This window comes from Prochlorococcus sp. MIT 1323 (assembly GCF_047304905.1).
GTDB classification, from domain to species: Bacteria; Cyanobacteriota; Cyanobacteriia; order PCC-6307; family Cyanobiaceae; genus Prochlorococcus; species Prochlorococcus marinus_D.
This window is the reverse complement of sequence record NZ_CP138973.1, coordinates 2,272,825-2,296,468: the sequence shown is the minus strand read 5'-3', so window position 1 is coordinate 2,296,468 and position 23,644 is coordinate 2,272,825. Positions and strand designations below refer to the sequence as shown.

At 52.5% G+C, this 23,644-nt stretch carries 22 protein-coding genes, 2 tRNA genes and 1 pseudogene; 12 read left to right on the top strand and 13 right to left on the bottom strand.

Annotated features, from left to right (window positions below; translation table 11 throughout):
- The first annotated feature begins 132 nt into the window (after window positions 1-132).
- From aroC to SIB68_RS11190, 3 genes are all read left to right on the top strand, one after another.
- Entirely contained in the window at window positions 133-1,221 is a 1,089-nt protein-coding gene (aroC, locus tag SIB68_RS11200) for a chorismate synthase (RefSeq protein WP_011131162.1), read from the top strand.
- Window positions 1,222-1,308: 87 nt separating this feature from the next.
- On the top strand, window positions 1,309-2,088 hold the full coding sequence (locus SIB68_RS11195) for a hypothetical protein (RefSeq protein WP_063400847.1): 780 nt from the start codon (window positions 1,309-1,311) through the stop codon (window positions 2,086-2,088).
- Between the two features lie 50 nt (window positions 2,089-2,138).
- Window positions 2,139-2,351, top strand: coding sequence for a hypothetical protein (locus SIB68_RS11190; protein ID WP_063400848.1), 213 nt, complete (start codon window positions 2,139-2,141; stop codon window positions 2,349-2,351).
- 70 nt (window positions 2,352-2,421) lie between these two features.
- Here the strand turns inward: SIB68_RS11190 and SIB68_RS11185 are convergent, their stop codons facing one another.
- The 4 genes from SIB68_RS11185 to SIB68_RS11170 all read right to left on the bottom strand — a co-directional run bounded on the left by SIB68_RS11185 (window position 2,422) and on the right by SIB68_RS11170 (window position 7,152).
- Window positions 2,422-3,117, bottom strand: a complete 696-nt coding sequence (locus SIB68_RS11185; protein WP_081215542.1) for a bifunctional 4-hydroxy-2-oxoglutarate aldolase/2-dehydro-3-deoxy-phosphogluconate aldolase — start codon at window positions 3,115-3,117, stop codon at window positions 2,422-2,424.
- Window positions 3,092-4,939 (bottom strand): ATP-dependent zinc metalloprotease FtsH3, encoded by a 1,848-nt coding sequence (gene ftsH3 / locus SIB68_RS11180; protein ID WP_063400849.1) that lies wholly within the window; start codon window positions 4,937-4,939, stop codon window positions 3,092-3,094. The genes SIB68_RS11185 and ftsH3 overlap by 26 nt, the downstream gene beginning before the upstream one ends.
- 45 nt (window positions 4,940-4,984) lie before the next feature.
- Window positions 4,985-6,157 (bottom strand): sulfate adenylyltransferase, encoded by a 1,173-nt coding sequence (gene sat, locus SIB68_RS11175; protein WP_063400850.1) that lies wholly within the window; start codon window positions 6,155-6,157, stop codon window positions 4,985-4,987.
- Window positions 6,158-6,312: 155 nt separating this feature from the next.
- On the bottom strand, window positions 6,313-7,152 hold the full coding sequence (locus SIB68_RS11170; protein ID WP_063401130.1) for a photosystem II manganese-stabilizing polypeptide: 840 nt from the start codon (window positions 7,150-7,152) through the stop codon (window positions 6,313-6,315).
- Window positions 7,153-7,235: 83 nt separating this feature from the next.
- On the opposite strand from SIB68_RS11170, the pseudogene SIB68_RS11165 reads away from it, so the two are divergent.
- Window positions 7,236-7,585: pseudogene (locus tag SIB68_RS11165) on the top strand (hypothetical protein).
- Here SIB68_RS11165 and coaBC read toward each other — a convergent pair.
- The gene (gene coaBC, locus SIB68_RS11160; protein WP_063400851.1) at window positions 7,558-8,844 is read right to left on the bottom strand and encodes a bifunctional phosphopantothenoylcysteine decarboxylase/phosphopantothenate--cysteine ligase CoaBC; all 1,287 of its coding nucleotides are present in this window, start codon (window positions 8,842-8,844) and stop codon (window positions 7,558-7,560) included. The pseudogene SIB68_RS11165 and the gene coaBC sit on opposite strands and share 28 nt — an antisense overlap.
- Window positions 8,834-9,073, bottom strand: a complete 240-nt coding sequence (locus tag SIB68_RS11155; RefSeq protein ID WP_063400852.1) for a DUF2555 domain-containing protein — start codon at window positions 9,071-9,073, stop codon at window positions 8,834-8,836. Before SIB68_RS11155 ends, coaBC begins: the two co-directional genes overlap by 11 nt.
- A gap of 58 nt (window positions 9,074-9,131) precedes the next feature.
- Between SIB68_RS11155 and SIB68_RS11150 the strand changes: the two genes are divergently transcribed.
- The 4 genes from SIB68_RS11150 (at window position 9,132) to SIB68_RS11135 (ending at window position 11,761) form a co-directional block, all read left to right on the top strand.
- A tRNA-Ala gene (locus tag SIB68_RS11150) sits at window positions 9,132-9,204 on the top strand.
- A gap of 279 nt (window positions 9,205-9,483) precedes the next feature.
- Window positions 9,484-9,684, top strand: a complete 201-nt coding sequence (locus SIB68_RS11145; RefSeq protein WP_011131171.1) for a hypothetical protein — start codon at window positions 9,484-9,486, stop codon at window positions 9,682-9,684.
- 168 nt (window positions 9,685-9,852) lie between these two features.
- Entirely contained in the window at window positions 9,853-10,194 is a 342-nt protein-coding gene (locus tag SIB68_RS11140; RefSeq protein ID WP_063400853.1) for a DUF565 domain-containing protein, read from the top strand.
- 79 nt (window positions 10,195-10,273) lie between these two features.
- Entirely contained in the window at window positions 10,274-11,761 is a 1,488-nt protein-coding gene (locus tag SIB68_RS11135) for an NAD(P)/FAD-dependent oxidoreductase (RefSeq protein ID WP_063400854.1), read from the top strand.
- On the opposite strand, the gene SIB68_RS11130 is transcribed toward SIB68_RS11135, so the two are convergent.
- Together SIB68_RS11130 and SIB68_RS11125 are read right to left on the bottom strand one after the other, a co-directional pair.
- Window positions 11,728-12,774, bottom strand: a complete 1,047-nt coding sequence (locus SIB68_RS11130) for an aspartate carbamoyltransferase catalytic subunit (RefSeq protein WP_063400855.1) — start codon at window positions 12,772-12,774, stop codon at window positions 11,728-11,730. The two genes, SIB68_RS11135 and SIB68_RS11130, sit on opposite strands and share 34 nt — an antisense overlap.
- Window positions 12,771-13,439 carry a DNA-3-methyladenine glycosylase gene (locus SIB68_RS11125; RefSeq protein WP_063400856.1) on the bottom strand — a complete coding sequence of 223 codons (669 nt, stop codon included), beginning with the start codon at window positions 13,437-13,439 and terminating at the stop codon, window positions 12,771-12,773. Before SIB68_RS11125 ends, SIB68_RS11130 begins: the two co-directional genes overlap by 4 nt.
- A gap of 147 nt (window positions 13,440-13,586) precedes the next feature.
- On the opposite strand from SIB68_RS11125, the gene SIB68_RS11120 reads away from it, so the two are divergent.
- Entirely contained in the window at window positions 13,587-14,183 is a 597-nt protein-coding gene (locus SIB68_RS11120) for a class I SAM-dependent methyltransferase (protein ID WP_155724984.1), read from the top strand.
- 264 nt (window positions 14,184-14,447) lie between these two features.
- Here SIB68_RS11120 and SIB68_RS11115 read toward each other — a convergent pair whose 3' ends face one another.
- Window positions 14,448-15,380, bottom strand: a complete 933-nt coding sequence (locus tag SIB68_RS11115) for a DUF481 domain-containing protein (protein WP_236069077.1) — start codon at window positions 15,378-15,380, stop codon at window positions 14,448-14,450.
- A gap of 643 nt (window positions 15,381-16,023) precedes the next feature.
- Between SIB68_RS11115 and SIB68_RS11110 the strand changes: the two genes are divergently transcribed.
- Both SIB68_RS11110 and gatC read left to right on the top strand, forming a co-directional pair.
- Window positions 16,024-16,812, top strand: coding sequence for a creatininase family protein (locus tag SIB68_RS11110; RefSeq protein ID WP_063400859.1), 789 nt, complete (start codon window positions 16,024-16,026; stop codon window positions 16,810-16,812).
- Entirely contained in the window at window positions 16,809-17,102 is a 294-nt protein-coding gene (gene gatC, locus SIB68_RS11105; protein ID WP_011827016.1) for an Asp-tRNA(Asn)/Glu-tRNA(Gln) amidotransferase subunit GatC, read from the top strand. The genes SIB68_RS11110 and gatC overlap by 4 nt, the downstream gene beginning before the upstream one ends.
- Here the strand turns inward: gatC and crtR are convergent, their stop codons facing one another.
- Together crtR and SIB68_RS11095 are read right to left on the bottom strand one after the other, a co-directional pair.
- Window positions 17,103-18,140 (bottom strand): beta-carotene hydroxylase, encoded by a 1,038-nt coding sequence (crtR, locus tag SIB68_RS11100; protein ID WP_063400860.1) that lies wholly within the window; start codon window positions 18,138-18,140, stop codon window positions 17,103-17,105.
- A gap of 46 nt (window positions 18,141-18,186) precedes the next feature.
- Window positions 18,187-18,268: transfer RNA gene (locus tag SIB68_RS11095), tRNA-Leu, on the bottom strand.
- Window positions 18,269-19,492: 1,224 nt separating this feature from the next.
- Here SIB68_RS11095 and ileS point away from each other — a divergent pair.
- The gene (gene ileS / locus SIB68_RS11090) at window positions 19,493-22,399 is read left to right on the top strand and encodes an isoleucine--tRNA ligase (RefSeq protein WP_063401131.1); all 2,907 of its coding nucleotides are present in this window, start codon (window positions 19,493-19,495) and stop codon (window positions 22,397-22,399) included.
- A 260-nt stretch (window positions 22,400-22,659) separates the two neighbouring features.
- Here the strand turns inward: ileS and SIB68_RS11085 are convergent, their stop codons facing one another.
- Window positions 22,660-22,881 (bottom strand): hypothetical protein, encoded by a 222-nt coding sequence (locus tag SIB68_RS11085; RefSeq protein ID WP_041384675.1) that lies wholly within the window; start codon window positions 22,879-22,881, stop codon window positions 22,660-22,662.
- Window positions 22,882-23,018: 137 nt separating this feature from the next.
- Complete coding sequence (locus tag SIB68_RS11080) at window positions 23,019-23,630, bottom strand: DUF3177 family protein (RefSeq protein WP_063400861.1); 612 nt, start codon at window positions 23,628-23,630, stop codon at window positions 23,019-23,021.
- Between the last annotated feature and the right edge of the window lie 14 nt (window positions 23,631-23,644).

Below are 23,644 nucleotides of genomic sequence, written 5' to 3'. Positions count from 1 at the left end.
ATGACTGCGCTTCTCCCAAGCGCTAAGCAGTCAAGCCGTTGTCTCTGAAACTCCCCGCATCAATTGAAGATGAGCAAAGCAAGCTCCCCGCTGCGCAGCGACTAATTACTCTCTAATAAGAATGAGTTCTTGATGGGCAGCAGCTTTGGGGATCTATTCCGAATCAGCACCTTCGGTGAATCTCATGGAGGGGGCGTGGGAGTCATCGTGGAAGGCTGCCCACCAAGGCTTGAGCTTGACCTACAGAAGATTCAGGCCGAGCTAGATCGACGCAAACCTGGCCAAAGCAAGATCAGTACACCCCGCAAGGAAGAAGATCAAGTCGAAATCCTCAGCGGTCTGCTCAACAACACAACCCTTGGAACACCAATCGCCATGGTGGTGCGCAACAAGGATCACAAGCCTGGCGACTACAAGGAGATGAATGTTGCATTTCGGCCTTCCCATGCCGATGCCACCTATCAGGCGAAGTACGGCATTCAAGCTCGAAGCGGTGGAGGACGAGCCTCCGCAAGAGAGACGATTGCGCGGGTAGCCGCTGGAGCGATTGCCAAGCAATTACTGACCAAAGCCCATAACACCGAAGTACTGGCATGGGTCAAACGCATTCACACCCTGGAAGCCGAAATCAATGCCCAGGACGTCAGCATTGATGACGTCGAAGCAAACATCGTGCGTTGCCCGAACCAAGTCATGGCAGCGCAAATGGTGGAGCGTATTGAAGCCATCAGCCGTGAAGGCGACTCATGCGGTGGTGTGATCGAGTGTGTTGTCCGCAATGCCCCAATGGGTCTGGGGATGCCTGTGTTCGACAAGCTTGAGGCAGACCTCGCCAAGGCCGTGATGTCACTACCTGCCAGCAAGGGCTTTGAGATCGGCTCGGGTTTTGGCGGCACCCTGCTAAAAGGCAGCGAGCACAACGACGCTTTCCTCCCCAGCAATGATGGTCGCCTACGAACAGCCACCAACAACTCTGGTGGCATCCAGGGAGGGATCACTAACGGTGAATCGATCGTAATCCGAGTGGCGTTCAAGCCAACAGCAACCATCCGTAAAGATCAACAAACAATTGACGCTGATGGCAACACCACGACACTGTCTGCCAAAGGTCGTCATGATCCCTGCGTGCTACCTAGGGCCGTACCGATAGTTGAAGCCATGGTGTCCCTTGTACTCGCTGATCACCTCTTACGCCAACAAGGACAGTGCAGTCTCTGGTAAAGCAAATCTGAGCCTACCTAGACCAAGCAATGGTTCCCCCCTTCACAAGGTCCTACTACTAGATCATCATCGACAAATAGTTAAAGCATGCGCTGCCAATGGCGCTCTTCCCTCGTGATGCTGCTAATTCACGAGCCATGGAGCCATGATCGCCACAGCAGAATTGCCTTAATCACCAGCGGGATCGCCACTGCCAAACCACTGGCTCGACAATTAAGAAGGCCTCTTAGTACGACTGGCAAAACCGTTGGTTGTTACCCATTCGCCCGAGGCCTTAAAAGACGAAACGGAGGCACTAGATCAGCCAGTCACCTCCAAACATCAAGTGCTCATTTGAGCGCTAATGGAACGCTACCGTTGGCCCCAACCGCCGAGCTAACGACAGAGGTCCCGAGACGACCAGCGGCCTTCGCCATGCGTTTTGCTACAGACGTGGAGGCAACAATACTTTTGCTCCCACTAGCTTTGCGTGCACGGCGAGCTGGTCGCGACGTCCCAACTGATGTGCTGGAAGACTTCTTCGCGGAGGCCTTAGCAGCAGAGGTTTTCTTCGCGGGGGCTTTAACAGCAGAGGCTTTCTTTGCAGGGGCTTTGGCAGCAGAGGCTTTCTTCGCAGGGGCTTTAACAGCAGAGGCTTTCTTCGCAGGGGCTTTGGCAGCAGAGGCTTTCTTCGCAGGGGCTTTGGTAGTCGAAGCCTTCCTTGCGGGGGCTTTGGCAGCAGAGGCTTTCTTTGCAGGGGCTTTGGCAGCAGAGGCTTTCTTCGCAGGGGCTTTGGTAGTCGAAGCCTTCCTTGCGGGGGCTTTAGCAGCAGAGGCTTTCTTTGCAGGAGTCTTACTCGTTGATTTACCTGAACCACGACTGCGATGAGTCAACACCATGGCCCACTCATCAGCAGTGAGATTTGAAGGCTTGCTGCCATGGGTATTGGCGAGCTTGGCAGCCTTTTCGATGTCCTTGATCAAATTGGTCCAGGAAGTCGCAAAGCGCTTGTCCGACTGAGACTTGGCACCGCTTTCGACCAAGGTTTCAACCACTCCAGCTGCGCTGACCTTCTTACGGCGACGATTAAAGATCTCCTTCTGAAGCTGTGCAATAAGAGCATCGGCTTTAACGCTAAGCCTGATGGTTAGCTGAGACATTGAAGAATAAATAGCTATCTTATATGTAGCATCTCAATCGAATGTCAACAAATAGTCGAAGTTAGCCTGTCGTTACCGGAGGCTTCAAACAAGCCTTCAATGCATGGTCAAGCTGCCCCTTTTGAACCAAATCACGCCCAAGAGCAACAGCGTCATACCCCGCATTAAGCCAGGGGACGAAGTCTTGAACCGTAAGCCCACCAGCGGCAATCACAAAGGGCAAAGAGTCCATTGGTCCAGCCAACTGACGCCAGTAATCAACCCCCAAAACTGATGCAGGGAACAACTTAACGAGCCGGCATCCAGAACGGTAAGCCTGCTTGATTTCAGTGGGAGTGAAAACCCCAGGCACAAGGACCTGATGCATTTCCCGCGCCTTCTGATGAAGGTCGGCATCCCAATATGCAGTCATGGCATAAGCAAGGCCTAGCTCTGCCACAGACTGCAAGGCTTCTGGACAGCTAATAGATGCTGCTCCCAGGCAGAGCCCTGCAAAGCACTCCTGCACCTCCCTCATCAAAGACATCCAACCAGGATGAGGAGACCAGGCCAGCTCCACATGCCGAACTCCGAGAAGATGCAGCTGCTCGAAAACTGCAAACAAAGAAGCTCTGTAGCTAGATCCCTCAAGATGGTCGTACTCGCTACGCAATACCACAACCAAAGGCTGGGCTCGTAGTGAGGCTATCAAGACCTCTTGCCTATCAAGCCAGAGACAATCACCGGAGCGCTCAGACGTATTCGGCAACCCTGACATCGCGTCGGATCAGCAAGTCCTGCAAATCTTGAGCATCAACAGTTTCCTTCTCGACAAGCAAATCCGCTAACTCATCAAGAACTGAACGATTTTCGATCAATACTTTAGTGGCACGCTTGTAAGCCACATCAACCAGATCAGAGACCTCCGCATCGATAATCGCTGCCGTGTCTTCAGAGAAATCGCGTTCAGAGGCGATGTCACGACCAAGAAACATCCCTCCCTGAGACCGCCCCAAAGCGACCGGACCAAGCTTGTCACTCATCCCGAACCTCGTCACCATCTGCCTGGCGACCTGAGCGACCTGTTGAAGGTCATTGGAGGCACCAGTGGTCACCTCGTCTTCGCCATAGACGATTTCTTCTGCAACTCGACCACCAAGAGCAACAGCCATCTGGTTTTGCAAATAAGCCCTGGAATAGAGACCCGACTCCATCCGCTCCTCACTCGGGGTGAAGAATGTGAGACCACCAGCCTGACCACGAGGAATGATGGAAATCTTCTGCACTGAGTCGTAATCAGGCATAAGCGCTCCTACCAGGGCATGACCAGACTCGTGATAAGCAACCAGTTGCTTACGCCGTTCACTCATGACACGATCCTTCTTCTCAGGACCAACCATGACCCGCTCAATGGCGTCGCTAATCTCGTCATTGCTCACTTCTGTGAGCTCCCTCCGAGCTGCGAGGATTGCCGCTTCATTGAGCAAGTTGGCAAGATCAGCCCCTGTAAAGCCTGGTGTGCGCCGTGCCACTTTGTCGAGATCAACATCCTTGGACAGGGTCTTATCGCGGGCATGCACATTGAGGATCTGCAGGCGACCGGTGTAATCAGGGCGCTCCACCACAACCTGTCGGTCAAAGCGACCAGGGCGCATCAACGCCGAATCGAGCACATCAGGCCGATTGGTGGCCGCCACGATAATGATGCCGGTATTGCCCTCGAAACCATCCATTTCAGTAAGCAGCTGGTTAAGAGTCTGCTCACGCTCATCGTTGCCACCTCCAAGGCCAGCGCCCCGCTGCCGACCCACCGCATCAATTTCATCAATGAAAACAATGCAAGGAGCGTTCTTCTTGGCCTGCTCAAATAGGTCACGGACTCGACTGGCACCAACCCCAACAAACATCTCGACAAACTCCGAGCCTGAAATCGAGAAGAACGGCACCGCAGCTTCCCCAGCCACTGCTTTGGCAAGCAATGTTTTGCCAGTTCCAGGAGGGCCTACCAGCAGAACACCTTTGGGGATTTTTGCGCCAACAGCAGTAAATCGATCAGGGTTTTTGAGAAAGTCAACGACTTCGGTCAGTTCAAGCTTTGCCCCTTCGATCCCAGCAACATCACTAAAGGTGACCTGAGTGGACGGCTCCATCTGAACTCTGGCCTTGCTCTTGCCAAAATTCATGGCAGGGTTGCCACCGCCGCCCCCACTCTGAGAACGTCGGAAGAGAAAGAAAAGTCCACCCAATAACAACAAGGGGAAAATCAAACTTCCGGCGGCCTGTTGCCAAGCACCTGCCTGACGGGTTGGTTGAACAGCAATATCAACGTTGTGATCCGTTAACAGCTTCAAAAGGTCCTTGTCAGGGGCAAGGTTGACATCCGCGCGTCGACCATCGCTTTCAACAACCTGAGCGGTGGCCTGGTCTGGGGAGATCAGCACACGACTCACTTGGTTGTCCTGAACTGCTTCAACAAATTCGCTGTAGCGGAGAGTCTCCCGCTCAGTCGTGCCAGGTTTGCCGAGGAAAGCCGTTCCGACCACGACCACCACGACCACCAGAAGAACGTAAAGGCCTACGTTGCGCCAGCGTTTATCCAAGATTCTCCTGCCTGTAATGAAAGAATGTTATTCGGGCTCAGGGAATCACGTGGCTCTCAGCACCTCAACCACGCTACGGAAGGCAAACCACTCAGGGATCTCCTCGCCACTTCTCAACATCTTGCGAAACTGCGTACCGCTGAGCTTCTTGACATGTAATCCACGAGCCTCGGCATGCTCGGCAGTGACGTAGCCCTCCTCTTCAGTGAAAACAAGATTCAACGAGGGGACCGTTTCCATTGCCAGCTCTACTGCACATTCCTGTGCAAAGTTCTGCGCGTCGTAAGGGCCATAGAAGTCATCGCCGCTAAGGGAAGACTTACATCCGGCCATGTCACGACCAATGATGAAATGGGTACATCCATAATTGCGGCGAATAATCATGTGTTGCAGGGCTTCGCGCGGACCTGCCATATGCATGGCATAGGGAAGATAGGCCCAGCGAATGCGGGGATTATCTACCTCAGCAGCCAACCGCTCATAGGTCTGAAAACGTACACCGCCAGGGATATCATCCTGCTGAGTTGGTCCACAGGTGGGATGAACTAGCACAACAGCGTTCTCGCTCACATTGCTGGCATGCAAAGCTCGCGTAAACAACTCGTAGTGAGCACGATGAATGGGATTGCGACACTGAAAGGCAACAACGTCCTCCCCGGCAGGAAGTTCCGCCCGAACCTGAGCAGGGCTCTTGCAAGGGAAAATACGCTTGGGCAACTCCAAACCCTGCAAAGTGCCCCCGAGATAAAAGCGCTTGCGTTCAGTGGCAATCATGCGCACAGCGGGATGTTCTAGAGAGGTGGTGCCATAGCAACCTTTGGCTTCCACCACCTTGTCGGGCTCCCATTTGTCCTCGACTTGGAGAACTGCCAAATCCTGACCCTTGTAACTCAGCAACACCCGATCACCGATCGCTACATCCTCTCGATCGGTATCCATCACGATTGGCAAGCCGAAAAGATAGCCGGAAAGAGTGCGATGGCCTGCAACAACAGCGTCGTAATCTCCCTGGTGCATAAAGCCCCGCTCAGGCGAAAAGCCTCCACCGACAAGCAACTCCAGATCGCAAGCATTGCGATCTGAACACTCCAACACATGGCTGGCACTGGCCTTGACAGCTTCCTGCTGATCAGGAGCCACCATCAAATCCACCAGTTTCCCTCCATAGGGGGCGATCACGCCTGGAGACTGGGCAGATGCAGAGGGACTGGCAATCATGACAAGCCTGGGGATGCCGGGAGATTCTCCCAGACGGCTGGTTTTGATCAGCTAAGACCAGACGCAACTAAAGCATGGTCAAAAAAAAGGGGCCCATAGGCCCCCTTGAAAAATCTTCAGTTAATTAGGATTAGAAACGATGAGAAGTCTTCTAATCAGCCCTTACGGCCATAGAGGACTCCAGAGATCTTGAGATCACGAGCTTCCTTAGAACCCATGTCTGTATCAGCAGTCTGTAATGCGACGAAGGTGCCAGCAAATTCATTAGAACCAGCGTCAACACTATCGACAGAGAGGGTGATTTGACCCTTGCCATCGATATAGCGCTTCACGTTTTCAGTCTGGAGCTCCTTGTCATCACCCCCCAATGCAACGAGGCCTTGTGCATAGTCAACACCTGTAGTCAAAGCGCGACTTTTGGGATCAAGGAAGTTGCTGGTGCGATAGCTCGGTGTCCTTGTTGTGCCTTTGAACTCAGTACCAACAGAGATTGAAGAACTGTTTGAATCCACCTGCATGTCTTTAGCTGAGAAGACAAAAGGCACTTCCTCACCGTTAGGAGCGAGGACGGTAATTAATTGAAAGTCAATACCACCCTTTTCAGCAAAGGCGCCAGAACCAGAAATGTCTCCGAAAACCTGCTCAATGGTGGTGTTATTGGATGGGCTGATGATCTTTGTTTTAGCGAAATCAGCTTTTTTGCGCTTTGTAGGAGCAACCTTCACAAGCACCTCAGTCGGTTGCAAGCAAATGTCGCTGAGAGTATCGCCAGAGCCAATGCTGATGGATCCACTTGAACCCGCGGCGATGGTTGGGCAATCGTTTGCTCTACCGGTATTAACGATGTTGCCAAAACGTGCATTAGAGCGTTCATTGCCAACAACGAAATCGCTATTGCCCGCGCCATCTGTGATTGCGGCGGAGACACTGCTTGGGGCAGCTACAAAGGTGAGACAGAAAGCCAGCACCAGGGCCAGCAAAGGACGAAACAGCATGGGAAGAAGCCGAAAGGCCAGATAACTGCGGGATGAACCGCCCAAAATGATCGTTTGGATCCTACAGGGCACAAATAGGTGTTATGGCTAGCTTCTTGTACCTCTCAACAACCCGTCGCTTACCGAGCTCAGTAACCACCCACAGCGAAGACGCCATAAAAGGCCGTATAGCCCCACTGATAGCTGAACTACGAGAGGTGGCCGATGAGCTCAAACAGGCAGAGACCCTGCTGGCATTACTGCGGAAGATTGAAACGATCCATCGCGATATCCAGGAAGGTCCCTTTCGCCAAAGCTTGCCGGAAGACCGTCAAGACCTTTACACCCTGCTTCAGACCATGGAAAAAACGGAGGCTGGCCATATATCCCAAGGCTGCAACTGCGAACTTTCATCGATCTACTGGGTCAAGATGGCGTCGAAATCACGACCTGAACCTCCAAAATGGCATCAAGCAACTGATGCGCCAATGCCAGCTTGGACGTAACAGGTAAAGAACGGACTCTGCCACCGGCAGCAAGCAACCAACCACCATTGAAATCCTCCTCAAAACCCTGACCAGGGCGATCAATCGGATTCGCCATAAGCAGATCACAGCCTTTGCGAAGACGTTTTTCCTCACCAAGCTGCTGAATCTGATCTTCATTACCAGTTAGTGCAGCAAAACCAAGCAGAACCTGACCAACTGGTCGCCTTAAAACGAGCTCAGCTAGAAGGTCAGGGACTTGCTCCCAGCCCTGAGAAAAAGACTGAAGCAAGCAATCCTTCGAAAGTTTCTCAGTCTGGGCACGGTTAACCCGACGGACGTCCGCAACCGCCGCCGCCATTGCCACTGCATCTGCTTTGGACTGCAGCTGCGCCAGCATGTCCTGCATCTCATCTGCGCTTGTCACTGGATAGGCCGCCAACCCCTCCAACCAAGCAACAGGTAGTTTCAAAGGACCATGCACCAAATCCACCTGGGCACCGCGTAGCCGAGCTGCCTGCGCCAGCAACACCCCCATACGGCCGCTGCTGCGATTGATCAACAGCCTGGCTGGATCCAAAACCTCCACTGTCGATCCAGCGGTAACCAACAACCTTCGCCCTTGCCAATCGCGTTGCAGCCTGCCTGTCTCATCAGCCTGCAAAAGCCCACTCACCACAGCCAGCTCAATCAACTTCGGATCGGCCATGCGGCCATCCCCAATCCGATCACAGGCCAGCAGCCCAGATTCAGGTGCCAATGGCAGCACGCGTGGATCAGTCTGCAACTCTTGCCAGTTCCTCCTCACGGCAGGGTTGGACCACATGGCAGTGTTCATTGCTGCCGCTGCAAGTACCGGCCGTTCACAAGCCAGCAACAAACTTGCCAGAAGCCCCTCTGCAAGCCCCTGAGTCCAGCGGGCAAGACTCGTTGCACTTAAAGGAGCGACAATGACAAGCTCAGCCCATTCAGCCAGGGCCACATGTAAAGGACGAGGTTCACTCGAATTCCATTGATCCTCATCCTGGTAGCAGCGATGCCTACTAAGACTGGCCAGAGCAACAGGGCTGACTAGACGAGCAGCACTAGGAGTCACAAGACAGCGCACCTCAGCACCGGCCTTGATCAGAGCACTCACCAGCAATGGTGTTTTAACAGCCGCGATACTGCCAGTGACTGCTACAAGCAGACGGCGACCCATAAGAGGGCGTGCCGCCTCAATCTTCATCGAAGGGTTCCTGATCGATCAGATGCACATATGGAGCTGTCAGCTCAGGGCGATGAATCGCCAAAGCCCTCAATAGATGCCAATCGCCCAACCCGGCAAAGGGCGTGGGGTAATCGTCATCTTCAAGACGCCTAGCAAGTACCGCAGTTGCCTCATCATCAAAGGCCTCAAGACGTTCTGGAGTAATCGCACCAGCAATATCAATGGAAAGCACCTTGGAGTTCTGCATGGAGTTTGCTCAAGCAAGGCGCAGCTCCATTCTGCCTGGACGCTAGGTTCCTGCCGCTGGGGAATTAGCTCAGTTGGTAGAGCGCTGTGATCGCACCGCAGAGGTCAGGGGTTCGAATCCCCTATTCTCCATTCAGGTCTCAACGAGATCGATGCTATAGAGAGGCTTGTCAGATGCAAATCCGCTTAGGCAAGTCTTAAGGCCATGGAGTTTCCTCTTCGAAGTATCCGTAAGCACAAACATCAGATCCTGATTGGACTGGCAGGTCTTGTCACGATGACCGTGATCACACGTCCTTCAGCCCTACTCACATTTGCCTTAATTGCCCTTGCAGGAAATCTGACATGCGAACACCAGCACTCTTTGACAGTCCATGCGTTAAAAGAGAGTGAAGAAGGATCTGGTCCTCAATGTCGCAGTCAAAACGTGAACAGGTGGTGAGTCATCTTCGCTACATCCGCCAAGAGCTACGTGAAATGCATCAAGGAGTCATGGAAGATGGCCTTCTCCCCGAAGCAGGCGAGGTGCGTGGAGTCATGGCACAAATGGAAGCTCTGCTTGAGCTACTCGAAGGCAAGTCATCGCGTAAAGCCAAAGCCGAAGCTAGTTAATCGCCCAGATCAATTGCCAAACCCTGCCTAGCAAGCTTTTTCATTCAAATCCACTAACTATTGGAGAGAATGAAGACACATACGCTACAAGTTTTGCAAAAGGGTCTGGCAGGATTCCAGGCTGGGTGATGGGGGTTCAACTCAATCCAACCCTGCCAGTTTTTTCTTATGCCCCAACAGCTTCAGTTCACTCGCTTTCAACGCAGTGTTGGTCAAGCAGGAGAGCGCCTGGAATTCTGGGCTGTGAACCCATGGCGGAGAAGCTCATTGTTTGTGATCGTTTTATTAATAACTTTTCTGTTAGGCAGCTCGGTTGGAACGATCAGTGGCGCTTTAGACCTCATGGACCCCATCGGAGCTCTTCTCACTGTCGTGATTTGGGAATTGATGGTGCGATTACGGCGCCAATGGCCTGCTCCCAAGCGGGCCGCTCTGGCACGCCAATTATTAGACATGGCAAGGATTGGTCTGCTTTACGGTCTGCTCCTAGAAGGCTTCAAGTTGTTGTGATCTAAGTAAGAAGCATGACCTCAAAGGAAATTACCAACAGGCTCCATATCCTTCAAGCAAAACCATCATCAGAGGGAGCATGGGCAAAGAGCACTTCTTCCTCGAATTAGAGCCACCAGAAGAACGCCTACGCCGTGCGCCCCATGTTGTGATTATTGGTGGTGGGTTTGCAGGAGTGCGTGCTTGCAAAGCTCTCGCCAATACAGAGGTGCGCGTCACTCTGATCGACAAAAGAAATTTCAACCTCTTCCAACCCCTCCTCTACCAAGTCGCTACAGGCCTTGTCTCCAAAGGAGATGTGGCCACCCCCCTACGCCAATTGGTTGGCAGGCAATTCAATGTGCAAGTTCTGCTCGGTGAAGTCACCCAGCTCAATCCGCAAGACAAACAGATCGTTTTCAATAACAAAAGCTTGAGTTACGACTACCTCGTGCTCGCCACCGGCTCTGGCAGCACCTACTTCGGGCATGAGGAATGGCGCAGCTTTGCTCCACCGATGAAAATCCTTGAGCACGCCGAAGAAATCCGGCGCCGACTCCTGATGGCGATGGAGCAGGCCGAACAGACGCCCGACCCCAACGCCCGTCAATTCCTACAGAGCGTCGTGATTGTGGGTGCAGGGCCCACTGGCTGTGAGATGGCAGGAGCCGTATCTGAGTTAATGCGCAATGCCATGCGCCGTGAATTCAAACAACTCAATCCGGACCAAACCAAGATCTACTTGGTTGATCCTGGCGAAAGGGTGCTGCGCGCCATGCCTGAAATGTTGTCGAAATCAGCCCGCACGACTCTCGAATCACTCGGTGTAGAAATGATTTTCAAAGGCAGGGTGCAGTCCATGCAACCCGGCGAGGTAATGATTAGCACCCCGAATGGGGAGCAGTGTCTTCAGGCCGCAACCGTGATCTGGACTGCTGGCGTGCGTCCTTCGCACCTTGGCCGCAATTTGGCCGACTCGATCAGTTGTGAACTCGACAAGGGGGGGCGAATCGTTGTGGAACCAGACTTCTCCGTTGCCGGCCATCCCGAAATCCGAGTCGTTGGAGACCTCTGCTCCTATCGGCACACAACCAATCAGACACCCCTACCTGGCATGGCCGGCCCAGCCACCCAAGCCGGCGGATTTGTGGGCAAAGATATCGCTGCACTAGTGAGCGGGTCATCCCGGCCAACATTCAACTGGTTTGATTTCGGCAGCATGGCGATTCTTGATCGTGTGGCAGCGGTGGCAGATCTGCGTGGCTTCAAATTCTCAGGAGGGATTGGCTGGATGTGCTGGGCTCTTGCCCACTTGGCCTTCATGCCCAACCCGGAGAACCGCATCACTCTGCTTTTTAAGTGGTTAGTCGCCGTGGTGTCTCAACAACGCTCATCGATGCTGCTCACGGGAATGCCCAGCCAGCACATCGACATTGATGCCCCTGATGCTCATTTCCCAATGCTGCCTGGTTTAGGCCCCTCAATCGCGGCACCGGACGCAGCACTACAAGCCGCCATGAAGTACTACAGCACTCAGATCTCAGGAATAGCTCCTCAGCCGATGGCTTCTAAGGAAGGATCTGGGTAAGAATCAACAGCTGCCATCAAATAAAGCAAGGCCATGCGGATTGGGATGCCATTGCGCACCTGCTCTTCGACAAGACTGATGGAGTGATCATCCAGTAATGATCCACCCAACTCAACCCCTCTGTTCACAGGCCCAGGATGGAGCAGAGGTACAGGTTTACCGCATAACTTCAGGCGCTCGTGGGTGAGCCCATAATCACGATGAAAGCGGTTTAGATCAGTAAGCAAATACTGATGCATCCTTTCCTTCTGCAACCTCAAAGTCATCACCGCATCCGCACCAGGCAAAGCCTCCTCAAGGGTTCGCACCACCTCCACACAACCACGATGTTGAACAGGGTCATGTGATTGACCAGGAGGTGGTGCCTCGACAAAAGCGACAAAATCTTGAGGCACAAGGCTCGGCGGGCCGCACAACACAACATCTGCACCGCAGGCAGTAAGTGCCCAAAGATTGGATCGCGCCACACGTGAATGAAGGACGTCTCCAACGATCACGATCCTTCGGCCTTGTATGGCTTCAGGCAGAGGCTGATCCGGATCAAAATGATGGGCGAGAGTGTAGAGATCAAGCAATCCCTGGCTGGGATGGCTATGCAGACCATCGCCACCATTGAGGACGGCAGTGCGTTCGCCTGAACGATCTAAAGCACAAGCAAGTTGTTCGGGAACGCTGGTCGAGCTATGACGCACCACCAGCACATCAGCCCCCATCGCCACATAGGTGCGAGCTGTATCAAGCAAAGTCTCTCCCTTGCTAAGTGAACTGCTGGCTGGAGTGAAACTCTGCACATCAGCCGAAAGACGACGGGCCGCCAACTCAAAGCTGCTTCGGGTGCGCGTACTGGGCTCAAAAAACAACGTTGCCACCAAACGCCCCTGCAACGCCGGCAACTTGCGCGCACCCGTGACAGGCATGGAGCGGAAGCGATGCGCTAGCTCCAGAACAGAGGTGTAATCCTCAAGGGAGAAGCTGGCCAGATCAAGGATGTGTCGATGGGACCAGCCGCTCATTGGCCATCACTGGCAACAGGAGTCCAGGCTTGTTGCAAAGGCGGCGTGCGATCTCCCTTGGCACGGCGACTAATGCTGCGACAGTTCTTGAGATACCAACGCCAAGGAAGATCTTGTCCTTGAGAGATACCGATCCTGGTTGTGCTCACAAGCGTTGGCGTACCGAAAGCAGCCGGCCTAGGTGCCAGCCACACGTCATTCTCTCCTGTGACGGCTGCTCTGTCATCGGAGCGGTCCAAACCAAAACGACGCGCCAATAAAGCTGGCCCCGCCGCGACGCGTTCCGGTTCATCCGGAAGTGCAATCGCCCTCAACAAAACACCATTGGCCCATTCGGCACGATCGGTGACCACATTGACGCAGTGGTGAATGCCATAGCTCACATACACGTAAAAACGACCAGGCTCACCAAACAGCGTTTCGTTACTGGCTGACCTACGCCGACAACCGTGGCAGGCGGGCTCCTCTTGCGAATACGCCTCCGTTTCAACAATCACGCCCCAGAGCAACTCACCTGAGGCTTGGCGTTTCACTAATAAACAGCCAATCAATTCAGGTCCAACAACTTCTGCAGGACGATAGAAGAAAGACCTTGAAAGTGCCGGGAAATCCTTGGCGATGGGCTCGGTGGCTATTGGAGTGATTTGGGTGAAGATAAATGACATCAACAGCCAAGGTTAATACAAGAAAAACTTAAGCAACTGGCAAAGACCCTGGAAGGCTTCCATCATTATTATCCAAACAATCGCAGTTAAATACCCCAAAGACAAAGAGGCACGTACTCCAAAACCAGACAGCCAAGGTTGACCAGAGTGGATCAGCCAAAACACAACCTAATGAAAAAATTAAACCTGGGATGCGGATTTGACCGCCGAGACGACTACGTCAACGCCGACAACTTCGAAGAGTGCAAACCAGACATACTCATGAACATCAAAGAAACGCCATGGCGCTTCGAAGACGACGAGTTTGATCACATCCTTCTAAAGCACGTCTTGGAGCACGTTGGGCAAGACTATGACGAATTTAAATTGATAATGCAAGAGTTGTACAGAATAACAAAAAACGAGGGAACCATTGAAATCCACGTCCCGCACTTCAGGCACGACACATTCTGGAGCGACCCAACTCATGTCAGGGCATTTACACCCCTAACATTCAACATGATGTCAAAAGCGCAAAACGACGAATGGATAAAAAGAAAGGCCAATTACTCTATGATTGCCTACGACATGAACGTTGACTTTGAAATTGTCAACGGGGTGCAAGTATACGACAATTACTGGCTTCACAAAGAAGCTACTGGAGAAATTACAAGGGATGATCTACGGCGATTCGCGGGAGCACAATGGAATGTAATCAAAGAACTCCAGATTACACTTAAGGCTATTAAACCTTTTAACCACTAAAAACAGCAATCGAAGGCTAGTAAAAAATTCCAGGTGCAGCAAAGTCGAAAATTCTCCCCTCTACAGATACATTGACTTACTCTCCACATCTATCAAACACTTCGCTCTCAATCGCCATCACTGATACCGTTAGCTCGTCTAAATGCAACCGCTACCTGGTTCCACTTTTCTAGGGTTTGATTGAGCCTAAAATCAAACGCAAAGGGAAGCTGTTGTCGACCTTGCGAAACACGTTTGCTTGTACTTCTATTTCTTCTAGGAGACTTAAAACTCTGTGCCAAGCTTAAAATTAAATGTGTTATCAACATCAGGTGTATGAAGAGCACTATAAATTAGCCGAGCCACTAAAGACATATAAAATTTAGAGTCTTTTGAAGGGAAAAACTTTAGCGTACCACTCAAATCATTTCCTGCCGCCATGCCATTGACGAATGATCCTGTCAATTGATCTTTAATTGACAGGCGAAATTTCTCATTCACATCCCATTCTATGGCAGCACCGATTGTTCCAGATGGAATGATCTCACCGCAGTATTTTTCCAATGTAATTCCATCCGAAACGTAATTGCCTGTGCTGCAACCAAAGCCACCATCAAACCAGATCAGAGACGGGCCCAAAGAGACTCTTAAAGATAATTTCTTATTGTCCAAAACCTTATAACCAAAACCAATTGAAAAAACATTCGTGTTAACACCAACATCATTGAGAGCATTGTAAGTATAATCCGTGGAAGCATATGCACTCCACTTAGGAGAAGATAAAATCCTGTCATAGCGAATAGATAATGCGCCTTGATTGGTATCAATCGTTGACACACTCTCAGCATCTACACTCTTATCAAAGTCAAAGCTCGCCGAAGCATTAAACTCATGATCCGTTCCCTTGAAACGAGTGGAAGCCGAAAGAGAATAGCCAAATGACAAATCATCTCCCGTATTCGATCCATCAATGCCTACGTCAACCGAGCTTAGCCAGAGAGATTGAGCGGACTCTGGTTTAATGAAAGAGGCATCGACCTCAATGCGCCCAAAATAAGGGCTAAGTAGGACTTTGATCTTATTGTTACTTTCTTCGGGCAAGTACTCGCCACTTACCACATCTCCGTTAATTAGTTTTAATGTAAGATTTTCAGCTCGTGCATATTGAAGGGGAATCATTGCACCAATGACAGTAAAAGTATAAACACTCTTGGCCAACAAGGATGAAAGATAGGTCAAGAGCATGGTAAATATTGTAAACGAAAAAACCTCTCGCGTAAGCCTTCTAAGCTCAGAGACTGGGCCATAGATAGTAAATTCATATGTACAATATGAGCCCAAAGTCTGAATCCACTACTGAACAAACCCGAACTAGATTCAAAGATATTATCTCTTGACATTCAGCTAAGACCACACGCAACAGACTCCTGTATGGGAAATACGCCTGGAACAAACCATCCCAATCCACAACTAATTGATCACCATTGCAAGAGAAAATGCCTTTACAAAAACAACCCGATCATGGCAAACGCTCGTGAGCTATCAACTGCCGAAAGACTCCATGGCTTCACAATCTGCGGTGAAAGCTCTGATTCCCTCTCTTACCGTTGATTAACATCGCCAACACCTTCCTCTAAAGCTTGAATCTCTGATCGATCCGCTTCCTTGAACAACTGAGCCAAGATTTTTACGCCCTACAGGCAGCTTGAAAAGCATCAGCAACTAAAGCGTTCTCTGATTGAGCTACACATTTTTTTGCGTGGCCGCCATGCTGTTGTTCAGAACCCAAGTTCTGCAACAACAAAGCCATTGGTTCAACAGCAGCACCCAATAATCCCTCGTCAAAGCATCCCTCCCAATCATGTCCTCCACCCTGCCCGGCGCCGTCAGCAGCGTCGACTCCATTCGCCTAGCCCTGCGTAGCTGGCCAGAAGTGGACGACTATCTGAACCATTGCAAAGGCGTGATCCTGCCACTTGGCTCCACCGAACAACATGGACCCACTGGCGCGATTGGCACAGATGCACTCACCGCTGAAGCAGTAGCTCTTGAAGTCGGCCGTCGCACAGGGGTGCTTGTCACACCGACCCAAGCCTTCGGGATGGCTGAACACCATCTCGGTTTCGCCGGAACGATGAGCTTAAAACCCGCCACTTTGCTCGCATTGATCCACGATCTCGTGATATCCCTTGCCAACCATGGCTTCGAGCGGATCTTTGTGATCAACGGGCATGGCGGCAATATCGCCACCACTAAAGCCGCCTTTGCCCAGGCCTACAGCAGCGCCATCAGCAACGACCTACCCGTGGCATCCAAACTGCGATGCAAACTGGCCAACTGGTTTATGGCGGGCTCTGTCTTTCGCGCAGCCAGAGAGTTATATGGCGATCAAGAAGGCCAGCACGCCACTCCCAGCGAAATTGCTCTCACATTGCACATAGAACCCAGTCTGCTCAGCAAACAACGACCTCTACCGGAGCCAGCCCCTGCAGGACCGATCCACGGCCCGGAGGATTTCCGCCGACGGCATCCGGATGGCCGCATGGGCTCAAACCCCTACCTTGCTAAGCCAGAGCATGGTGCCTCATTGCTAGAGACAGCGGCTACCGCGCTGAGCGAAGATCTAACAAGCTTCCTTACCGCAGCATGAGCAAGATCACCGCCAAAGACGTACGCAAAGTGGCCCAGCTAGCTCGCCTAGACCTGCCAGATGATCAGATCGCGACCTATACAGAGCAGCTAGAGAAAATCCTTGCTTACGTGGCCCAGCTTGAAGAAATTGATACCACGAACGTAAAACCCACCACACGAGCAGTAGAAGTAGTGAATGTGACGCGTACTGACGAGGTGTCTGCGACACCAGTACGCGAAGAACTTCTCAATCTTGCTCCTCAACGCGAAGGCGACTTCTTCAGAGTGCCAAAAATTTTGGCAGAATAATCAACGTTTCTTGGTTTCTGGCAAGACAGCAGTGCGATGCAGCAAACCAATCCAACGTCGCCGCCAGCGGCGGCTGGGTATCAATTTTGCTAGTGGACGCATCTTGCTACGACGTGCTTTGTGGCTACGGACACCCAAAACGATGTCATAGAGAAAATTAAACCCATCGGCTCTACTTTCAAAAAATCCGAGCCGCTGAGGTGATCCCTTGGCATCCAATAGAGGTTTTGTTGCTTCGTAGGCCGGCTTATACTCAAACCAGGGAATAGACGGCCATAAATGATGAACAAGATGATAATTCTGGCCCATAATTAACCAATTCATCATCCTGCTTGGATACACTCTGGCGTTATGCCAACGGTCCCGTGCAGTAAAGGGACGATGGGGCAAATAGTCAAAGAAAAGGCCCAGGGTGACCCCAACCATTAAAGCAGGGCCAAACCAACAATTATAAACAAAGTTCATGAAGTCAAAATGAAGACCAGCGATCACAATTGAAACAAACAAACCGCGCTCAAGCCCCCACTGCATCAGCTCAAAGCGACGCCATAAACGTCGTTGAAAGAAGAAATATTCATGATAGAAAAACCGCGGTGCAATCAACCAAAGCGGTCCAAAAGTGCTAACAATGTGATCCGGATCATTGTTGGGATCATTCACATGTGAGTGATGCTGAAGGTGCACTCTTGTGAACACAGGAAAACTAAAGCCCAGCAAAATTGCTGAACCATGACCCATCGCCTGATTAATCCAAGGATTCGGATGAGCCGCCTTATGACAAGCGTCATGAATCACAGTGCCTTCCATATGCAAGGCGAAGAACGCCAATGCCACCAGAATTTGTAAAGGCCAATCACCAAAACACCACTGCCAAATCGTTAGAGCCGCCAAGCCATAACCGCCCAGGAACAATCCCACAGTGGGATTCCAAGGGGAAGGCGGATCGAGGTACTCCTTCGGCACCGTTAGCTGTTGAGAGGCCGACTTGGAGCTGGCTTCAGCCTCAACAGGATCCGGGTTGGAGAGTACCTGAGTCATCAAATGGAAACATACCCCCTGATCAAACCAAGGGCTTTAAAAAGGATGCCCACCGGGGGACTTGAACCCCCACGACCTAAGCCACTGGTACCTAAAACCAGCGCGTCTACCAATTCCGCCAGATGGGCACGTACTGAACTCTAAACACCACTCCAGAATGGGCCTACACCGTTGTACCAAAGATGCTGGCCACCCTCCTCGGGGAGTTCTCTCTCCTGTTCGGCCTGGCAGTACTCCTGCTACCGCTGCTTGCCACTGAACTCAGTCGCCCCCGTGACGGGCTGTGGGGAGCTGTGGTGTTCATGCTGGGGCTGGGGCTGATCACCAGCAGCGACCGTTTGCAGGGGGCCCCAATGCTGGCAGTGATCTGTGGCGCACTACTCGTGAGCAGACTCGGGGTAGAAGTCGCCCAAAACCGCTGGCAACAACTCAGTGCGGATGATCAGCAAGGGCTGATTTCTCGGGAGCGATGGACCACCAGCCTCAAGCAACTAGGAGCCTCTATCGCAAACCTGGGCAGCACCCTCACAGGATTGATGGAACGGCTGCGGCCAAAACCCAACGCAGACCAAGACTCAGCTTTGGCCAACGAGATCACATCAGCGGAGGGATCTGAACCCAGCCCTGAATCAGAAGAAAGCCCTGAGCCTCTCACCACTGAGAGCTTCAAAGAACTGTTGGCCTCACTAGCAAGCATCGGTGACAGGCTCAACGGGTTGATGGAACGGGTGCGGCCAAAACCAAACGCAAGCAATAAGAAATGGGTGCGTCCTGAACCAACCGCAGACCAAAACTCAGCAACAGCTCTTGAGCAACAGCCATCTACAAGCCAGCCTTCATCAGCAAATCAACAAGCGATCAACATTCCCCCAACGGTGTCAACCGAGGCGGCAGCAGCAGATCAAGCAAAAACCAACTCTGAACCTAAAGAAAGTTCTTCGGCTTCAGCCAATACCAGCCTCAAGACATCGGTAGCCCCCAAGCAGACCACTGAGCAACGATCAGAAGATCAGCAACCAGCTAAGAGCAAACAAACTATTGACGTTGGCAAAACTGACTCCCCTAAAGACTCAACACACCCTGAAGCAAAGGTTCTAGAGCGCCAAGAGCCGAAAGCAAGTCAGCAGCAGACTTCAACGCCACAGCCAACTGAAACTCAACAGCCAACTGAGACTCAACAGCCATCTCAAACCCAACAGCCCAAAGACATCCTCCAGGTGACTCCCGCCAAGGCCCCAACAGATAGCGAGCCAGAAACAACTACAGACACTGAAAGCATTCAAGAGACAACAGCGGTAAAAACTGAATCGACACAGCCTTCCATTGATAATCTCTCCTGCTGCAGTGACACCGTGACCCAGGGGAAACAACCGGATGGTGTTGCACGAACCTCTTACAAGGACACTCTCAACCTTTTGCAAACCAGCTTTGGCATGCGCGCCAATGCAATCAAACGAGAACCAGAGTTACAAGCGTTCTGGAAGCAACAAGGCATTGATTTAGAGCTTGGCCTGAACAATCAGGGCCAAAACTTCACCCTTCATGACGGGCCGCCCTACGCCAATGGAGCCCTGCATATGGGCCATGCCCTCAACAAGGTGCTGAAAGACATCATCAACAAGCATCAAATCCTGCGTGGCCGTCAAGTGCGTTTCGTGCCCGGTTGGGACTGCCACGGCCTTCCGATCGAACTGAAGGTGTTGCAGAACCTCAATCAAGAGCAGCGCGAAGCACTCACACCACTGAAATTGCGCAAGAAAGCTGCAGCCTTTGCACGCAAGCAAGTGGACAGCCAAATGGCAGGCTTCCGCCGCTGGGGCATCTGGGCCGACTGGGAGCATCCCTACCTAACGCTCCAGAAGGAATACGAAGCCGCCCAAATCCAAGTATTCGGCACGATGTTTCAAAAGGGATACATCTATCGGGGACTCAAGCCGGTGCACTGGAGTCCCAGCTCCCGTACAGCCCTTGCTGAAGCGGAGTTGGAATATCCAGACGGTCACACCAGCCCAAGTGTCTACGTTGCTTTTCCAGCAGCCAAGCTGCCCGAGAACTTGCGCACATCTCTTGGCAATCAGGGCCTGGAGCTGCCGAATAACGGCCTCGAACTCGGCCAGGCTCTGCAAATTGCAATCTGGACCACCACCCCCTGGACTCTGCCCGCCAACCTTGCGGTTTCGGTCAACGAGACACTCGACTACTCCTTTGCAGTGGACAACCAAGGTCGACTACTACTAGTGGCCGCTGAATTGTTGCCATCGTTACGCGACACCCTCGCGCTGGAACTCACAGCTCGCGCCACGGTCAAGGGAGCCCTTCTTGCAGGTCTCATCTACAAACACCCACTACTGGATCGAGACAGTCCGATCGTGATCGGCGGTGAATACATCACCACCGAATCGGGAACTGGTCTTGTGCACACGGCACCAGGCCATGGTGTCGACGACTTCAACACAGGCCAAAAGCACGACCTGGGCATGCTCTGCCCAGTAGACGAAAGCGGAACAATGACAAGCGAGGCGGGTCCATTCGCTGGTCTCAACGTGCTCAAAGACGCCAACCCCACCATCATTGCGGCACTTGAGGAAAGAGGTGCTCTGCTGAAGCACGAACCCTATGCCCACCGCTACCCCTATGACTGGCGAACAAAGAAACCCACCATTTTTCGCGCCACAGAACAATGGTTTGCCTCTGTCGAAGGCTTCCGCAATGAAGCATTGACAGCCATCAACAGCGTGGAGTGGCTACCAGCCTCGGGCCGCAATCGCATGGAAGCGATGGTGCGAGAACGGGGCGACTGGTGTATTTCCAGACAACGCACTTGGGGCGTGCCGATTCCAGTGTTCTACGAGCGAGAAGGCAATGAGGTGCTGTTGAACGACGAGACCCTTGCTCATGTCAAGGCCCTGATCACAGAACATGGTGCCGACGTGTGGTGGGAACGCAATGAAGTCGAGCTGTTGCCACCGGCCTATGCCGCAGAAGCTGAACGATGGCGTAAAGGAACCGACACGATGGACGTATGGTTTGACTCGGGGTCGAGTTGGGCGGCTGTTGCCAGTCAACAAGATGGCCTCGCCTACCCTGCCGAGCTGTACCTAGAAGGCTCTGACCAACACAGGGGCTGGTTTCAGTCTTCTTTGCTGACCTCCGTAGCCATCAACAGCCAAGCTCCCTATCGGCAGGTGCTCACCCATGGCTTCGCCCTCGATGAGAAGGGTCGGAAAATGAGCAAATCGCTAGGGAATGTCGTCGATCCAGCGGTGATTATCGACGGTGGCAAAAACCAGAAACAAGAACCTCCCTACGGCGCCGACGTTCTGCGCCTATGGGTGAGCTCTGTGGATTACTCCGCCGATGTTCCGATCGGAGCCAGCATTCTGCGACAGATCGCAGATGTGTATCGCAAGGTGCGTAACACGTCCCGCTATCTGCTGGGAAACCTGCACGACTTCGATCCCGAGCGCGACGCGATTCCCGTGCCAGAGCTACCCCTACTCGATCGCTGGATGCTGCAACGCACAGCTGAGGTCATGGATGAGATCTCAACGGCCTTTGATCGCTACGAGTTCTATCGCTTCTTCCAGTTACTCCAGAGCTACTGCGTAGTCGACCTATCGAACTTCTACCTCGACATTGCTAAGGACCGGCTCTACGTGAGCTCACCATCCGAGCGTCGCCGACGCAGCTGTCAAACGGTGATGGCTCTCATCATTGAGCGTCTAGCTGGGGCCATTTCCCCAGTGCTATGTCATATGGCCGAAGACATCTGGCAGAACCTGCCCTACTCCGTAGCGGAAGACTCTGTCTTTCGTAGGGGATGGCCCACGGTCCCAGAGACCTGGCGAGACCCCTCAATAATGGCACCAATGCACCAGCTACGTGAACTGCGCAGCGCCGTGAACCGCGTTCTAGAAGACTGCCGAAGCCAAGGAGAGCTGGGTGCGGCACTTGAAGCAGCTGTCCGCTTGGAAGCACGCAGCGAAGCGCTCCAGGAAGCACTCGACTGGCTCAGGCAACAAGGAGATCCCGATGTGGATGGATTGCGCGACTGGTTGCTGGTGTCTCATTTACAAGTAGGTGGTGAACCATGGGCAGAACTACTGGCCAGTCAGGAGAACACCTTGGCGACGATCGAGGTTGCCAGGGCTCGCGGTAGCAAATGCGAACGCTGTTGGCACTACGAAACTGATGTCGGCCAGCACATGACACATCCCACCCTTTGCGGTCGCTGCGTGGGCGTGCTCGAACATCAATAAAAGGGGGGGGGGCTCCACGACATCCCCCCATCCATCACAACCATGTCACCACCAATGTCATCAGCACTGAGCCTTTGCGTCACTAGCGATATCCAGAGGCTTATCAAAGTCAATGCGGTGTGACATCTGCTCACAAGCAGCACACACGCATCCAGAACGGCAGTCATTGAACATTCTGCTTGAAAAAGCAGAACTCAAAGCATCGAAAGGGTGCCAAAAAATCATTCAATCGCGCAGTGGGTTCAATGATCAAGCCTCCATCAAAAAGCTCCAGTAGCAGAATCCGGCAATGGCATAGGGTCAACGTCAGGCAAACCAGATAGAAAAGATGTCTCTTCTTTGCTGGCCTGCTCTAAAAGGCCTGCATTCGAATTTGTATTAGCTTCTGCGGAAGGTGATCCACAGATAACCGCAGCAATACAAATTGCAGCAATCAGCGTAAAGAACTTGTCGGTAATCAGCTCGGCTTTGTCGAATGTCATTGTCCTGATTTGGTTGTGAGGACAACCTGTCCTCGATGCACATAGCTTCTCTGCAAGTTCTCTGTATTGTGTTGACGCGCCGCAAGACCCGAGGTGATTTTGCTCACAGCTCCTCTATCGCATCAAAGGCAATAGGGTCAGAATTCACCAGCAACCCGACCCTGACGGGGAAGTCGCACCAGAAGCCACTGCAGCAAGCCCACGACATAAGCCACCAAGGCCACATAACCAACAAATGCGGCGACCGCTTCGGTCCACTGTCCACCGAAAACGAAATCGAACAATCGCTCCGCAACCCGATGCAACCCCTGCGGAGCCTCAAGCCAGACGCGACAATTAGCCCCTGCAACGTCCTTGACGCAAGCAAGACTGGTTGACGCCATAACCGCCGCCATTAGACCGAACCCGCTCAGAGCCCAGCGCCAAATACGCACCGTTAATGGCAGAGGCCGCCAGGGGGGTAAATCGGCAAGCTCCTCATTAAGGTCTACCCAAAACCAAACTGAAGCCACCATCAACAAGGGGGCCAAAAAGGTCGTCAGATAACCAATAGGCCTTTGATCGGTCAGCAACAGCACGCTGATGGCTAGCAAACTGGCAATCTTCCAATAGATGGTCAGTAAACGCACCATCGAAGCCTCCCGACGCACCGAAGCCCAGATCAACAAAACAAATGGCAGGCCCAGTGCAAACATTGCCGCCAGGCGGTAGGTCAGCCAGACCAGAGTGCGATAGGGGAGTTCAGGCACTTAGGAGGTTCGTG

What these genes read in the sequence shown, in the direction of transcription:
- SIB68_RS11110 (WP_063400859.1), top strand. Translation starts at nt 16,024, where the DNA reads ATGTCCTCCACCCTGCCCGGCGCCGTCAGCAGCGTCGACTCCATTCGC.
- sat (WP_063400850.1), bottom strand. Translation starts at nt 6,157, where the DNA reads ATGATTGCCAGTCCCTCTGCATCTGCCCAGTCTCCAGGCGTGATCGCC.
- SIB68_RS11145 (WP_011131171.1), top strand. Translation starts at nt 9,484, where the DNA reads ATGTCGCAGTCAAAACGTGAACAGGTGGTGAGTCATCTTCGCTACATC.
- crtR (WP_063400860.1), bottom strand. Translation starts at nt 18,140, where the DNA reads ATGACTCAGGTACTCTCCAACCCGGATCCTGTTGAGGCTGAAGCCAGC.
- aroC (WP_011131162.1), top strand. Translation starts at nt 133, where the DNA reads ATGGGCAGCAGCTTTGGGGATCTATTCCGAATCAGCACCTTCGGTGAA.
- SIB68_RS11190 (WP_063400848.1), top strand. Translation starts at nt 2,139, where the DNA reads ATGGGTATTGGCGAGCTTGGCAGCCTTTTCGATGTCCTTGATCAAATT.
- SIB68_RS11195 (WP_063400847.1), top strand. Translation starts at nt 1,309, where the DNA reads ATGCGCTGCCAATGGCGCTCTTCCCTCGTGATGCTGCTAATTCACGAG.
- SIB68_RS11155 (WP_063400852.1), bottom strand. Translation starts at nt 9,073, where the DNA reads ATGCAGAACTCCAAGGTGCTTTCCATTGATATTGCTGGTGCGATTACT.
- SIB68_RS11140 (WP_063400853.1), top strand. Translation starts at nt 9,853, where the DNA reads ATGCCCCAACAGCTTCAGTTCACTCGCTTTCAACGCAGTGTTGGTCAA.
- SIB68_RS11125 (WP_063400856.1), bottom strand. Translation starts at nt 13,439, where the DNA reads ATGTCATTTATCTTCACCCAAATCACTCCAATAGCCACCGAGCCCATC.
- SIB68_RS11185 (WP_081215542.1), bottom strand. Translation starts at nt 3,117, where the DNA reads ATGTCAGGGTTGCCGAATACGTCTGAGCGCTCCGGTGATTGTCTCTGG.
- SIB68_RS11170 (WP_063401130.1), bottom strand. Translation starts at nt 7,152, where the DNA reads ATGCTGTTTCGTCCTTTGCTGGCCCTGGTGCTGGCTTTCTGTCTCACC.
- SIB68_RS11135 (WP_063400854.1), top strand. Translation starts at nt 10,274, where the DNA reads ATGGGCAAAGAGCACTTCTTCCTCGAATTAGAGCCACCAGAAGAACGC.
- SIB68_RS11085 (WP_041384675.1), bottom strand. Translation starts at nt 22,881, where the DNA reads ATGACATTCGACAAAGCCGAGCTGATTACCGACAAGTTCTTTACGCTG.
- gatC (WP_011827016.1), top strand. Translation starts at nt 16,809, where the DNA reads ATGAGCAAGATCACCGCCAAAGACGTACGCAAAGTGGCCCAGCTAGCT.
- SIB68_RS11130 (WP_063400855.1), bottom strand. Translation starts at nt 12,774, where the DNA reads ATGAGCGGCTGGTCCCATCGACACATCCTTGATCTGGCCAGCTTCTCC.
- coaBC (WP_063400851.1), bottom strand. Translation starts at nt 8,844, where the DNA reads ATGAAGATTGAGGCGGCACGCCCTCTTATGGGTCGCCGTCTGCTTGTA.